Raw genomic sequence first — 15047 nt, 5'->3', positions numbered from 1 at the left:
GTCAGCGCCGGCAGGCACCGTGGGCAGGCGGCCAGGCAGGTCGCTCGGCCACGAGCGCCTCCCGGGTGGAGCGCTCCGTCACTCGGGGGTCTCCGATGCGAAGACGCGTCGTGCTCGCAGCCACAAGCCTCTTACTGGTGTTACCGGCCGCACCCGTGCAGGCGGGCGTCGACGACCCGGCGGGCGACAAGGCCTTCGTCCGGATCGTGGCGACCGCGCACGACTACCCGATCGTCCGGGCCGGGGCCTGGTCGGCGCTGCTTTCCAGCGACCCCGACGCCGCCGTCGCACGGTTCCTCGCCACGGATTACGAGTTCCTGATCCAACGCGCCCAGCAGACCGCGCACCGCAACCTCGAGTTCTGCACACGGGTCAGGGACACCACCAACAAAGAACACACCCCCGAGGTGCACGCGGCGGCCACGTACGCCGTGGCCAGCGGCAGCGCCGGCATCCAGGCCGAGTTCGTGCGGACCGGCTACGCGGCGGCCCAACTGCGTGACCGGCAAGCACGAGAAGCCAAGGGCGAGCACGAGCAGGCGCTGGTCGAAGCGGACTGGGTCTTCGTGCGCAACCTCGCCGCGCACGACCCCGGTGAGCAGGTCCGCGCCAGCGCCACGTGGGCGACACGGCCCGTCGCCACGAACACCGACCTGGTCGAGTTCTTCGCCCACGGATGGGCTTACGGCGCCCGGCTCGACCTGGAGAAGCACCGCCGCAGCGGCTTCGACAACGAAGTCCGCTGGCGTGCGCGGCTCAAAACGCTGACCGAGGCCGCGCTGGCCGCCGCGAAAACCGCGCGTGAGACAGCCACCGAGCTGGCCAAGGCCGCGGCGGTCAAGGCGTGGCAGGACGTCGGCGCCCATTCGGATCCGGCGCGGTCGGCGTGGGCACAGGCCCAGCAGCTGGCCGAACGGCAAGCGGCGTACTGGGCCGGGATCGCGGTCGTCGCCGGCGGCAAGACGGGCCCCAACTGGTCCGCGGTCGTGGACCCGGCGCTCGGCAACCGGACCGCGTGGGACAACGAGCAGCAGTTCGGCCAGTCACAGGCCCGTTTCTGGGCGGAACAACTGCGCATCGCCCAGGAGGGCGAGCAGCGCGTCCGGCTCTGACCCGTTCCTGTTTCCTCACTTGGAGATGTCCAGATGGGCTTGAAGCATGCCCTGAGACCGTTGGCAGTCCTGCTGTCCACGGCACTCGTCGTGGGATCGGCCCGGCCGGTCGAGGCCGCGCAACCACCACCGCCCACCCCTTCGTCCGCTCGCGCCGAGCCGGGCGACGCCCGGCCGATGCCGCCGTTGCCGTACCAGAACTGGGACGGCAAAGCCGGTCTGCCCGACATCACCGGCGATCCGCGACTGCGCAGGCTGGTCGCCGACCACGCCGAACTGTCCGAGGACCCGGAGGTCCGCGACGCCGCGACAACCGCGCTGGCAGGCGACGACAAGGCGATCATGGCGTTCCTCAACGACGGCCTGCACGAGGCGAAAGCCCGTGCCGCGGCCCGTAAACAGGAACAGGCCCGGCGGGACAAGACAGCCGTCGAAGCACTCAGGGACACCGGCGGCCCGATCTTCAACGCCGAAGTCCTGCGGGTGCTCGCCGGATCGGACAGCGACCGTGCCACGTTCCTCGCCTACGGCAAGGACATCGCCAGGGCACGCGACGATCAGTCCACACGCGACGAAAACGCACGTGTGGAACTACTGCTTGCCAGGGTTACCGCGCTGCTGGCCGTCGCCGACGTCGAGGTGAAGGCAGCCGCGCAGGCCGCACTGGATGGTGGCCCGGCCGCGGTCGACGAGTTCCTGCGGACGGGATATCTCGCCGCGGCCAAGCGGGACGCGGACAGACGCGAACAGAAGCTGCGTGACGACGAGGCGAAGGCCAAGGCCGCCGAGGAACTCGCCGAACTGGCGGTCAAGTCCAAGGCGGCCAACGCCGCCCGCGTCAATCTGGTGATCGCGCACGGGAAGGGCCTGCGGGCGTTGCAGCTTGCCGCGAACGCGATGGTGGGCGCGGCGAACGCGGCACGGGTGGCCGAGCAGATCCTGAAGGCGAACGAGGCGAGCGGCCAGCATCCGCCGGACGCGTTCTTCCAGGTCAAAGCCGAGGCCGACGAGCAGCTGCGGATCGCGCGGGACAGCGCGGGCATGGCCGGGCAGGCCGCCGCGCAGGCCCAGATCGAAGCCGACGAGATCGTCCGGAACGGCTTCACGCACGGCACGCAGTGGGCTCAGATGGCACAAGGCATGAGCGCCGCCGCGCGTGCGGCTGTGCTGGCGTCCGAGACCGCGCGGCACGCCATCGTCGCGACCGAGGCCGTCGACCAGGCTCGAAACGCGCAGGAGAAAGCCGAAGCGAACGCCCGGCGTGCGGCGGATTGGCGCGTACACGCCCAACAGCACGCACGTTCAGCCGACGACATGGCCAAGGCCGCCAACGCACAAGCGGTCGCGGCACGGGACGCAGCCGCACGAACCGACACCGCACGGCAGCAGGCGGAAGCGGCGGCGAACGCGGCATGGGCCGCGGCTGACCGGACCCGGGTGGCACGCAACACCGCCGTAGCCGAGCGGACGAAGGCCTCAGCCGCGCGTGCCGAGGCCGAACGAGAGCGTGCCAACGCCGCCGGCTCGCGCGCGACAGCGGAGCAGCAGGCCGCGCGGGCCCGCAGCCTGCGTGGCCAGGCCGAGCGGGAAGCAGCGGCCGCGGCTGACGCCAGGAGCCGGGCCGAGGCACACGACCAGCAATCCCAGCGGGCCAAGGACCAGGCGAAGAGCGACGCGGACAACGCGATCCGCCTCCGCGACCAGGCCTACCGGCTCGAACGCGACCAGCAGGCGGCAGAGGCCAGGCGGGACGCGATGGCGGCGTGGGAGTTGCACGCCCGCGGCACCGCGGCGGCAGGCGAAGCGAAAATGGCAGCCGACGAAGCGCGTCAGTACGCCACCGAAGCGGCCACCAGGGCCCGCCAGGCACGTGACCTGGCCAACCAGGCGACCGGCGCCGCGGTACTGTCCAGCCAGGCAGCGGCCGAAGCCGAGCGCGCCGCAGCCAGATCACGGGCGGCGGCGCAACGCGCGGCCTCAGCCGCCGCGGCCGCCAACGCGGCAGCCAACCGCGCCGAGCAGGAAGCGGCGGCCACGCACAAGGCCGCGTCCGAGGCCAACGCGAAAGCGTCCGAGGCGACGTTCCAGGAGACGAGGGCGGCGGAGGCGGCGACGGCAGCGGGCCGTCTCGCCGAGCAGGCCGCAACGGAAGCCGTGCGGGCGTTGTGGGCGGCGGACCGCACCAAGGCCGAGGCGGAGGAAGCGGCCAAGGAAGCGGTGAACGCGGCCACGCAGGCCGGGATCGCGATCCGGGCGTCGATGGCGGCACGGGAGTCGTCGGCGGCGATCACCGACCCGGCCAACACGGCGATCTCCGTCGTGGCGCCGTTCACCGGTGCCGACATCGACGCGGACTTCGTCGCACTGGTCGCCGAGCAGGCCAAGAAGGTCGGCGCGGAACAGGCGAAGGCCGCGAAGGACCGGGCCGACGAGGCCGTACTCGCCGCCAAGCGTGCCGCCGACGCGGCCGAGCGGGCCGAGCAAGAGGTGAAACCGGCGTTCGAAGCGGCAGCGCAGGCCGCGGCGTCCGCCGCCGCCGCGGCACAGGCGGCAGCGACCGCACAGCAAGCCGCCGCCGACGCGGCCAGGCACGGCGCAGCGGCCAGAGCTGCCGCGGCACGGGCGAACGACGCGGACAGACAAGCCCGTCAAGACGCCAAGGAAGCCAGAGACGCTGCCAACGCGGCAAACAACGACGCCGCGATCGCGGGTCGCAACGCGGCTGCCGCACAACGAGACGCGGTCGCAGCACGCAACGCGGCGACAAAGGCGGCACAAGACGCGGAGCTCGCTCAGAGAGCAGCGGACAAGGCAGAAGAGGACGCCAGAGCAGCGGACGCGGCAGCCACCCGTGCGGAGGAAGCCGCACGGCAGGCCGCGGACACAGCGTCACGTGCCAGGCAAGCCGCGATCGATGCGCAGAAGGCAGCCGACCGCGCCGAGGAAGCGGCCCGCAAAGCCAAGGAGGAACAAGACAAGCAGAAAGCACAGGCATCCGCGTCGGCCACGCTGGACGAGCTGTCCGAGGACGAGCTGATGCAGCTGCTCGAGACGGGCGGAGGCCGTCAGGAGCTGTCCACCTACACCGATCACCAGGTGGAAGAAGCCGAAGGCGACGGCGTGCCCGCGTTCCTCAAGTCGATCGGCGCCGAGGAGATCCTGGCTTTCATCGGCTGGCCGGACATCAAGAAGTGCCTGACCGAGGGCAACTTCGCGGCATGCCTGTGGACGGTCTTCCACGTGGCGTCGGTGGGGCTGTCGTTCCTGAAGATCAAGAAGCTGATCGACCTGATCGCGAAGGTCGTGAGCAACTTCTCGAAGTGGCTGGGCAGAGCGGACAAGCTCAGGCAACTCGTCGACAAGGTCCGCAGCGCGATCAGGAAGGCCAAGTCCGACTGCGACGGACGCCGGATGGCACCTTCGGCGAGCCTTCCGCCGCCGCGGACACCGGTCCCCGACTGCGATCGCAAGAAAGCCGTCAAGGGTTCCTGGGTCTCGGCGAACAGCCAGTTGTACCAGGACACGGGTCGCCGGATCGCGAACGAGACCCAGGGCATGCAGAAGAACATCCTGCCACCGGCAGCAGGATGCGAGTCCTGGGTCGTGTTCCTCGGTCTCAACCGCCACGACCAGGCGCAGGGGATGAAGTCCCACTTGTGCAAGACAGTGGACAAGGGCACTGAACCGTCGGGGTGGAACCCGCCCGGCTGGAACAGCAAGTACCACCACAGAGGACACCTCTTGGCCAAAGTCCTCGGCGGCAGGGGGATCAAGGAGAACCTGACCTCCATGTACGCGTACGCCAACACCCCGTTGATGCGAATGTCGGAGCGGGAAGTGCAGCTCGTCAGCCAGGCGAACGACCCGACCCACTACGAGGCAATCCCGACGTACCCGTCAACCGGCAACGTGGCGCCGGACGAAACCGCACTGTTCGCCATCTCCAAAGGGGGCAAGTGCGTCGACGTCATCATCACGAACGAGAAAATCCCGAGCGTTCTCAACGGCGGACGTTGCCCCGCCATCTGACACAAGGAAAACCATGTACAGATCCAGATTCGTGGCGGGCACGACCGTGCTCGCCCTCGCCGCCGGTCTTGCCGGCGCACCGGCCGCCCAGGCGGCACCACCGGCTGCCCCGGCGGTGGCAGCGGATTCCGTTCCCGTCCCGGAGGCGTCGGCTCCCGACAAGATCGCCGCGGCCGCGATCCTCGGCATCCAGGCAACGGAGAACCTGATTCTGCTGAAGGACTCGGACTTCGTCTTCGAGATGTGGCGCGAGGCGGTCAAGCGCGACCTGCCGGAAGTGCGCGCGTCCGCCCAGCTCGCGTTCGGCGCCGAGGGCATCCAGGCCACCTACTTCATCAAGAACGGCATGCGCGAGGCCTACGAGCGCGACAAGAAGAAGATCCAGCAGGACCAGGACCTGGCCACGAAGGCACGCGACACCAAGCAGCTCGCGGCCAGCATCCTGGGTGTTCCGATCACGAACGAGCTGCTTGTCCTCAACGAAAAGAACTTCGTGCACACCATGGTGCTGCACGCGTTGGCCGGACCCAAGGTCAAGGCCGCTGGGACAGCCGCGTTCAACGGCAGCGACGAGGACCGCACGCGGTTCGTAGAATCGGGCCTGCGGCTGGCGCACGAACAGGACCAGCTCGACAAGATCAAGGAGGAAACGCAAGCCGGTTCGGAGGAACAGGCCGAGCGGATCAAGATCGCGGCGCGCAAACGGGCGTCCGCTGTCGTCCAGGGACCGCAGAACCTCGAGTTCCTCAAGCTGCCGGAACGAACCTTCGTCCTGGAACTGTGGGGGCGGGCCAAGGACAACAGCGAAGTCAAGAGCGCGGCATACGAAGCGGCAGCCACCGAGGAAGGTGGCGAGGCAGCACGCACCGCGTTCGTCCACACCGGCATCCACGCCGCGCAGAGGACCGACGACGCCAACCTCCTGGCCCAGATCTCCCGCGACCTGCGACGGCGAGTGCTGGAGATCCAGGCCAAGGCCGAGAACAGCAAGCTCATGCTGCGGCTGGCCGGCGCCGCCAGGACGGTGCTGGCCACGGGCAGCGACATGGACGTCCACCGGTTCTTCTACACCGGACGCCACCAGTACCTCGTGCAGTCACTCGAATCCGTCACCGACGGCATGACCGGCTACTTCGTCCGCAAGCACCCCGACCACAACTCCGCCCGGGCGTGGATCAACGAGGGGCCGCTGGAACCGAAGACAGGCGACGGCGCGGACGCGAGCTGGCGGATCTGGCCCGGCCTCGCCGACTCGGACTGCTACTCGTTCGAGTCGGTCACCCAGCCCAACTACTACCTGCGTGTCGCGGACACGCACGTGAACGTCCAGCCGACCACCGGCACTCCGCAGTTCCTCAAGGAGGCCACCTGGTGCGTGCGGCCGGGCAAGTCCGGTCCCGACCGGGTCTCACTGGAGTCCAAGAGCGACCCGGGCAGGTTCCTGCGGCACTTCTACCACTACCTGTACGCCTCCAGCGACGGCGGGCCGTACACCCACGACGCCCCGCACAAGTTCGCCGAGGACGCCAGCTGGAACGTGCAGGGCGTGAACCCGGTGACGACAGCGATCACGTTGCGGTGGCAGAACGACGAGCCGTTCCGCAAGCAGTACGTCAGGCCGGTCGGGCCGGAGATCGTCGAAGGTTCGATCAGGCACCGCAAGTTCGAAGGCGGCTGGTTCTACTGGACCCGTGACAGCGGTGTGAAAGCGGTCTACGGTGTCGTCGGGCAGAAGTACGAAGAGGTGGGCGCGCACAAGAACCCGCGCCTTGGCGTGCCGATCACGGACGAGTTGCCCACCGAGCCGCACGAGCCACCGGGCACGAGCAGCGGTGGCCGGTACAACCACTTCGCCAACGGCGGCGTGATCTACTACTCGGCCCGCTACGGCGCACATCCCATCTACGGGCGGATCCTGGACGAGTGGCATCGGGTGGGCGCCTACAACTCGCAACTGAAGTTCCCGGTCAAGGACGAGGTCGACACACCGACCGGCAAGAGCCAGGAGTTCCAGGGCGGCTGGCTGCACTGGAACTCGACAACCAACGCCGTCACGCTGCAACCGAGGAGCTGACGATGCGCATCGTGAAACGCGGGCTGGTGGCCGTCCTCGCGACGGCCACCGTGTTGGGAGTTCCCGCTCCGGCAACGGCATCACCGGCCGCACCGGCCGCGGTCACCGAGACACCGCAGTCGACGCAGGAGGACAAGGCGCGGGCCTTGGCGCGGCTCGGCGTGCTGCCTGAAGAACCGATGCTGCGCCTGCCGGACAAGGACTTCGTCATCCTGTTGTGGCGCAGGGCGACTGGCGCGGAGGTGCGCGGGTCGGCCGAGCTGGCGTTCTCGGGCTCGGTCGCGGAGTGCACGCATTTCGTCAAGTACGGGCTGCACGAGGCACATGCCCGTGACCAGCGCAACGAGCTCAGGGACGAGGCAATCGCCCGTGCCGCACGGCAACTGCGGGCGAAGGCGGCGACGGTGATCGGTATCACCGCCGAGCCGGAGCTGCTCATCCGAGGCAACCGGGACTTCATCCACGCGCTGTACGGCCGGGCCACGGGCAAGCGCGTCAAGGAGGCCGCGTTCGTCGCCTTCGGGCGGCCCGACGAGGAACAGCGGAAGTTCCTGGAAACCGGGATCTTCACCGCGCACGCCAGCGACCAGCAGGAGGCGATCGACGCCGACAAGGAGCTCACCGAAGCCCAGCGCGTCAAACTGGCCGACCGCAACGCGATCGGCCGGGCGTTCGCCGTCGTCGGAGTGGTGGCGACGGACACGATGAGAGACCTCGCGCACGACCACGTCATCCGTGAGATCGTCAAGCACGCCAAGAAGGACACCGACGTGCTGGTGTCGGCGTCGGCCGCGTTGCTCAGCCCGGCGTCCGCGGACTGGAAGGCGTTCGTCGACACCGGGATCCACCAGGCCAACACCCGGGACGAGAACCGCGTTGTGGAGCAGCAGAAGCAGCAGAACCGCCGCGCGGTCGAGGCGATCGTCACCAAGGCGGACCAGACGGGAGTGCAGCCCTACCTCGCGATGATGGCCCGCCGCGCTCTGGTGGGCGGCGACCTGGCCATCCACCGGTTCCTGCGGGCGGGCCAGTACGACGCGCTGCTGCAGTCCTTGCGTACCACCCGCCGCGGGCAGGAATACCACTACGTCGACGAGGCCAACGGCGTGACGATCGCCGCCAGGGACGCCAACGGTGTTCCCGGCAGCGAGAACCGGATGACGTGGAAGTTCGTCCCCGGCCTGGCCGAGCAGGGCAGCTGCTACTCCATGGAGGCTCCGGCGCGGCCCGGGTACTACCTGCGCGCGATCGACGGCGACGACGTCGCGTTCGCGCCCAGCGACGGCACCAAGGGCTTCCACGACGACGCGACCTGGTGCGTGGAGAAGGTGCCCGGCGGCGTGATGCTCCGGTCGTACGCGCACAAGGCCGCGTACTTCCAGGAGTACGAGGGCAGGCTGCGGTTCGGCGGATTCCGGGCCTTCCACTACGAGGAAGCGATGGGCCGGGCGGCGAGCACCTGGGCGGTCGACCCGCCGCACCCGAACACCGTCTCGGCGATCATGCTCCGCTGGAACAACGATGACGCGCTGAAAGCGTCGATCGGCAACCCTGCGGGCGACGAGGTCGCCGACGGGCCGTACACGCGTTACCGGCCGTTCGAGCGTGGGCGTGTCTACTGGACGTACATGTTCGGCGCCAAAGCGGTGCACCAGCCCCTGCTCGACGCGTACCTGCGAGTCGGCGCCGCCCAGTCGTCGGTGTACGGCCCACCTCGCGACGACGACCAGACGTCCGCCGACGGCAAGGGCAAGTACAACGTCTTCTCGGCGGGCGGGTCGGTGTACTACCACCCCGACGCCGGAGGCGCGTTCGTCCTGTACGGAGGGATAAAGCACTACTGGGACGGTCTCGGTGGCCTGAACTCGTTCCTGCGGTATCCGGCCAGCGACGAGCACGCGGGGCCGGGCAGGTTGCGGCGTTCGAAGTTCCAGGGCGGCTGGATCGACTTCGACCCGGTCACCGGAACAGCGCAGGCGTACGCCAACCCTTAGGCCATCCGGGTCATGGGTGGTTCGAGGTGCGGACCACCCATGACCGGTAGGGCTACCTCCACCGCTGGTTGGGGTGTTTGCTCGGTTCCGGGTCGCCGGTTCTTGCGCGAATCTCTTCCCATGACGTTCATGTCTCCGCCGCGGAGCCAGGCGACCGCGCTGTCGGCCAGAACACAGCCGTGGCTGGTCGTGTCGGCCGCAGCGATCTCATGGGGCGTGCTCGCGTTCGTCGTGCTGCATCTGGTCAGCGGCCGCAACCCGTTCCAGGACGCGGTGTCGTTCTACGCGTTCACCGACCAGGCACCGGGGCTGCTGGCTGTCAGCATCCTGCTCGTGGCCGCCGGCTCGGCGACGACGCTCGGTGCCCTGAGCGCGGCCCGGGTCCCGCTCAGCCGCACCACACGGGTGCTTTTCGGGTCCTGGTCCGGTGGCCTCGCGCTCGCCGCGGTCTTCCCGGTCGCCTACGGAGACGTGTCGAGCGTTTTCAGCGGGGAGATCCACCAGTATTCCTGCGTCGCCGCGTTCCTGAGCATCCCGGTGCTCGGTTTCTCCCTGCTCCGGCGGACGCGGGGTGTCCACGGGCTGGCCCGCAACCACGCGACGCTGACGCGCTGGACGCGGTACAGCGTCGCGAGCCTCCTGCTGTTCGGCGTCAGCTACCTGGTCGCGAAGGTCCCCGGTGTCCCGGTCCTCGCCGAGGTGGGCGGGATCCTGCCCGTCGGCCTCACCCAGCGGATCACGCTCACCGTCGACATCGGACTGCTCTACTCGATCCTCCAGCTCGCCCGCAGCGCCTGCGCTCCCGCCGCGAGGCCGTGATCCCGCGCCACCAGTGACGCTCGACCGCGTTACGAGCGGCAGCGATCACGGTATGTCCGGGCGCGCGCGGCACAGCGCTGGTCAGCCCGCCGGGAGGGGGAAGCATGGCCACGCTTGCACAGGGCAGCAGTCCGCTTCCCGCGCTCGCGGTGGGCAAGCTTCTCGGCTTGGCGCTCGGGCAAGGCGCGGTCGTCGCCTTCATCGTGTTCGCCAGGTTGCCGGCGTCGACCAACCCGGCTGGCCGGTCGCTTGTCACGCCTCACCTGACGGGACATCACGGGCCGACGGCATTCGCTGGGCCGCCGCCGATCAGCGCCAACACCGCGCCATACCTCGTTGGCACCACCACTCTCGCCGCACATGTCGCATTCGCGCTTCTGCTCGCGGGCGCGGCTTTGTTGCGTTCGCTTCTGCGCCACCGGGGTTGGGCGTACGACTCCACGTCGGTGCGGTTGGTGTTCGCGGGGGTTGCGGCGGCCGTCGCGGTTGTCACGACTCCCGTGGTGATCTCCATAAGCCTGGGTCGTGATGACAGCTGGGTGGTGGATGCCGCTGAGGTTGGGCGGTACGCGTTTCTGATGGCGCTTGTGCTGACGGTCTTGCTTGGACCGCCGTGGCGGCGGGCCGGGTCGCGCCCATCCGATGAGAAGGGATCGAACCAGTGCTCAACAGGCGCGACTTGATAAAGCTCACGGCAGTCGGTGGCGCGGTCGCCGCGTTCCCGCTGGAACGGATCATGGGCGGCGGTGAGTCCGGCCCGCGGGTGGCCGCATTCGCCACCGCGCTGCACATCCCCCCGGCCGCCAAACCCGTCCACCAGTCCGCCACCACCGACTTCTACTTCGTCGGCGTGCACGAGGCCGAGGCGGAGATCCTGCCCGGCGTGAAGAGCAAGGTGCTGACCTACGACGGGAAGTTCCCCGGCGCCACCATCCACGCCAAACGCGGTCGTGAGGTGGCCGTCACCTACGTCAACGCGATGGCTGAATCGACCGTCGTGCACCTGCACGGCGCGCACGTCGCCGCGGCGTCCGACGGGCATCCGACGGACCTGATCAAATCCGGCGACCAGAAGCAGTACCGGTATCCGAACACCCAGCAGGCCGCGTCCCTCTGGTACCACGCGCACGCCCACCACTCGGAGGCAGAGCAGGTCTACCGCGGCCTGGCAGGCATGTACCTGCTGCACGACGAGGCCGAACGGTCGCTGGGTCTGCCCGAGGGCGAGTTCGACGTCCCCCTGCTGCTGCGGGACGTGCACATCGACGCGGCGGGCAAGCTCGTGTACACCGCCGGTGGTTTCGAGGAGCGGCGCACGCTGCTGGTCAACGGCCGTGTCCAGCCGTACTTCCGCGTCAGCGCACGCAAGTACCGGCTGCGGTTCTACAACGGCTCCAACGAGCGCGCGTACCGGCTGCGGCTGGCGGACACCTCGTCGTTCCAGCTGATCGGTTCCGACGGCGGCCTGCTGCCCGCTCCTGTCACCGCGACGAGTTTCGACCTGTGGCCGGGCGAGCGGGTCGAGGCGGTGATCGACTTCTCGCGGTACCCGGTCGGCACGCAGCTCGTGCTGTTCAACGACCTCGGGGACGTGGAAAGCACACAGCAGGTCATGCGGTTCGACGTCACGCGGACCGCGACGGACGACAGCCGGGTGCCCGCGGTGCTGCGCCCGTTGCAGGACCTCGGCACGCCGACGGTGCACCGCGAGGTGGAACTGAAGCTGGACCTGCAGCGCGGCGCGTTCGTGATCGACGGCAGGATCTTCGACCCCGCACGCGTCGACCAGCAGATCAAGCTCGGCACGACGGAGATCTGGACGATCCGCAACGCCGACACGCAACCGTCCATCCCGCACAACCTGCACCTGCACCTGGTGCAGTTCCAGGTGCTGGACCGCAACGGCAAGCCGGTCGGCGGGCACGAGAGCGGCCCGAAGGACACCGTCACCATCCCGCCCGGCGGCAACGTCCGGATCAAGGTCCGGTTCGACGGCCACGAGGGCCGGTACGTCTACCACTGCCACATGCTCGACCACTCCGCCACGGGGATGATGGGCCAGATGGAGATCAAACGCTGATCGCGGCGCACCGGCGCGATGAGTTCCGGTCAGCGGACCGGTCCACCTGTCGAAACGACAGAAGGAGTGGTTCGTGTGGACATGTACGGCATCGTGCCGGTGAGCGACCTCGCCAGGTCGCTACCGTGGTTCGAGGTGTTCTTCGGGCGTCCGGCGGACGAGGTCGCCGGCGAGGAACACCTGTGGCAGGTCGGTGTGAACGCGTGGATCGCGCTCGACGGCCGCGACTTGCGGGCCAGGGGCGTCGGCGGGACCATGATCACGTTCGGGGTGACCGACCTGGACGACATCCTCGCGCGCCTGGCCGCGAACGACATCGCCCACGAACCGGTGGAGACCTACGGCAACGGTGTGCGCCACGTCGACGTGAACGACCCGGACGGCAACACGCTGTCGCTCGCCCAGGCGCCCACCCCGTAGCAGGGGGGAACGGGTCGGCGGCCACCTGCGTCGTAGCAAGGACGCAGGGGAGGTCGGCGATGCTGAGGGTGTTGACGGCGGGGACGCTGGCGCTGGGTGCCGTGCTGGCAATGGCCTCGACGGCGTCGGCGGAGCCGGGTGAACGGATCACCGCCTACGACGTGGCTGTCACCATCGCCGGGGACGGCACCGCGCACGTCACCGAGACGATCGCCTACGACTTCGGCAAGAACGAGCGGCACGGCATCACCCGCAAGGTCACGGGCAAGAGGGTGACCGGGACGGCGACGGCGACGAGCCCGGACGGCGCGCCGGCCGGGGTGACCACGACCGGCAGCGTCATCCGCGTCGGCGATCCCGCCGTCACGGTCACCGGTGCGCACACCTACGTGCTGAACTACGACGTCGCCGCCGCGGCCGAGTCCAGGGGGACCGACGCCGCCGTGTTCTGGCATGTCGTGGACGGCAGCTGGGACGTGCCGATGGCCGCCGTCACCGGGACGATCACCGCCCCGGCCGCCGCGACGCTCGGCTCCTGCACCGTGTCCGGCACGACCCCGTGCAACGGCGCCACGTCCGCCGCGGGCAACGTCATCCGCGTCAACCAGAAGAACATCGTCGCACGTGATGTCGTGCTGGTGTCGGCCACATTCCCGTCGGCGGGCCTGGCGCTGCCCACTTCGACGCCGCCCACCAGCCACACCCGTCCGGCGCGCACCACCTCGGCGGCCGACGTGTCCTCCAGCCGCTCGTCCGGCACGTCGGCCTTCGGGTGGATCTTCGGGCTCGGCATCGCGGGCGTGGTCATCGCGCTGTTCGCCAGGGCGGGCCGCACCCGCAGGCCGGGCGGTGGTTTCCACTCGTACGGCGGCAGCAGCAGCTGGTCGGGCAGCAGCTACTCGGACAGCAGTTCGTCCAGCAGCAGTTCGTCCGACAGCGGCAGTTCGTCCAGTTCCTCCGACAGCGGCGGCAGCGGCAGCTGGTGAGCGCTGTCACAGCAGGCCACGTGGACGCACTGGTTAGGGTTGATCGTGGTCGACTACGAAGAGTATCGGCGCTATGACGCGGTCGGTCTGGCCGAGCTGGTCGCGCGTGGCGAGGTGTCAGCGGCCGACCTGCTCGAGGCGGCGATCGACCGGGCCGAGCAGGTCAACCCGAAGCTGAACGCGATCGTGTACCCGATGTACGGGATCGCCCGCGAACGCGCGGCGAGCGAGCTGTCCGGCCCGCTCGCCGGTGTGCCGTTCCTGCTCAAGGACCTGGGGCAGGACTACGCGGGCCTGCCGACCGGTTCGGGATCGCGGTCGCTGCGCGGACGTGCCGCCGCCGCGCACAGCGTGAACGTGCGGCGGTGGCTGGATGCCGGACTCGTCGTCTTCGGCAAGACCGCCACGCCGGAGTTCGGCACCAAGGCCGTGACGGAGCCCGTGGCAACGGGCCCGACCCGCAACCCGTGGAACCTCGGGCACACGCCGGGCGGATCGTCGGGAGGCGCCGCCGCGGCTGTGGCCGCCGGGATCGTGCCGGTCGCCGGGGCGAGCGACGGCGGTGGCTCGATCCGCATCCCCGCGGCGTGCTGTGGGCTTTTCGGGCTCAAGCCGGGACGGGGCCTGCTGTCCAGCGGTCCGTTGCGTGCCGAGGGCTTCCACGGCGCGGCGACGGACGGCGTCATCTCCCGGACGGTCCGCGACACGGCGGCGATGCTGGACGCCTTGACCGCCACCCGTGACCTCGGCGGCCCGTATCTGCCCGCGCTGCCTGACGTTCCGTTCCTGGAACTGGCCGCGCGGGAGCCCGGCAAGCTCCGGATCGGCTACATGACCCGTTCCCCGCTCGGCAGCGCGGTGCACGACGACGCGGTCGCCGCGGTCGAGCACGCCCGGTCCGTGCTGGAGAAGCTCGGCCACGACGTGGAACCGGCCGAGCCGGAGATCGACGGCAGGCAGCTGGCCCGTGACTTCCTGACCGGGTGGAGTGCCTACGCCGCGACGATCATCGCGGACATCCGGCGCACGACCGGCGCCAAGCCACAGGACTTCGAACTCGACACCCGCATGCTCGCGGCAGCGGCGTGGGCGGTGAAAGCACCGGACTACGTCGCCGCGCACCAGCGGTGGAACGGCTACACGCGCGCGTTGGCCACGTTCCACGAACGCTACGACCTGTTGCTGACCCCGACGCTCGCGCGCCCGCCTGTCCGGATCGGTGAGCTCGCCACGCCGCCCGCGGTCCGGCTGGCCGCCCAGGTCATGGAGCAACTGAAACTGGTCGGCGCCTTCAGCAAAACGAACGCGTGGTACGAGCAAGCGCTCACCAACCTGGCGCCGGTCCCGTTCACCCAACTGGCCAACATCACCGGCCGCCCGGCCATGTCCGTTCCGCTTCACCGCACCGCACAAGGCCTTCCGCTCGGCGTCCAGTTCGTCGGCGGTCTCGGCGGCGAAGGCACGCTGCTCGCGCTCGCCACCCAGCTCGAATCCGCTCAGCCGTGGGCCAGGGACGAACCGGCGGGAATCTGA

General features: G+C 69.5%; 10 protein-coding genes. All 10 read left to right on the top strand.

Translation table 11 applies throughout. The annotated features are described in order from the left end of the window. Positions 1-95: 95 nt before the first annotated feature. The 10 genes from AOZ06_RS17730 to AOZ06_RS17685 all read left to right on the top strand — a co-directional run bounded on the left by AOZ06_RS17730 (position 96) and on the right by AOZ06_RS17685 (position 15047). Positions 96-1112: a hypothetical protein gene (locus tag AOZ06_RS17730; protein ID WP_225954805.1), complete on the top strand. Its 1017-nt coding sequence runs from the start codon at positions 96-98 to the stop codon at positions 1110-1112. Positions 1113-1172: 60 nt separating this feature from the next. Next, positions 1173-5141 (top strand): DNA/RNA non-specific endonuclease, encoded by a 3969-nt coding sequence (locus AOZ06_RS17725; RefSeq protein ID WP_169798939.1) that lies wholly within the window; start codon positions 1173-1175, stop codon positions 5139-5141. A gap of 13 nt (positions 5142-5154) precedes the next feature. Continuing rightward, a complete protein-coding gene (locus tag AOZ06_RS17720; protein WP_054290415.1) occupies positions 5155-7215 on the top strand; it encodes an AbfB domain-containing protein in 2061 nt (686 codons plus the stop codon). Positions 7216-7217: 2 nt separating this feature from the next. After that, positions 7218-9209, top strand: a complete 1992-nt coding sequence (locus AOZ06_RS17715; RefSeq protein WP_054290414.1) for an AbfB domain-containing protein — start codon at positions 7218-7220, stop codon at positions 9207-9209. Positions 9210-9329: 120 nt separating this feature from the next. Continuing rightward, complete coding sequence (locus AOZ06_RS17710; RefSeq protein ID WP_225954806.1) at positions 9330-10028, top strand: DUF998 domain-containing protein; 699 nt, start codon at positions 9330-9332, stop codon at positions 10026-10028. Between the two features lie 104 nt (positions 10029-10132). Continuing rightward, entirely contained in the window at positions 10133-10711 is a 579-nt protein-coding gene (locus AOZ06_RS17705; protein ID WP_054290413.1) for a hypothetical protein, read from the top strand. Beyond that, positions 10690-12108, top strand: coding sequence for a multicopper oxidase family protein (locus AOZ06_RS17700; RefSeq protein ID WP_054290412.1), 1419 nt, complete (start codon positions 10690-10692; stop codon positions 12106-12108). Before AOZ06_RS17705 ends, AOZ06_RS17700 begins: the two co-directional genes overlap by 22 nt. Before the next feature lie 81 nt (positions 12109-12189). Further along, the gene (locus AOZ06_RS17695) at positions 12190-12528 is read left to right on the top strand and encodes a VOC family protein (protein ID WP_054296711.1); all 339 of its coding nucleotides are present in this window, start codon (positions 12190-12192) and stop codon (positions 12526-12528) included. A 59-nt stretch (positions 12529-12587) separates the two neighbouring features. Beyond that, positions 12588-13514, top strand: coding sequence for a DUF2207 domain-containing protein (locus tag AOZ06_RS17690; protein WP_054290411.1), 927 nt, complete (start codon positions 12588-12590; stop codon positions 13512-13514). A 39-nt stretch (positions 13515-13553) separates the two neighbouring features. Next, a complete protein-coding gene (locus AOZ06_RS17685) occupies positions 13554-15047 on the top strand; it encodes an amidase (protein ID WP_157233090.1) in 1494 nt (497 codons plus the stop codon).

This window comes from Kibdelosporangium phytohabitans, assembly GCF_001302585.1.
Lineage (GTDB): Bacteria > Actinomycetota > Actinomycetes > Mycobacteriales > Pseudonocardiaceae > Kibdelosporangium > Kibdelosporangium phytohabitans.
Note: the sequence above shows the minus strand (reverse complement) of the source record. Positions and strands in the feature narration are given on the sequence as shown.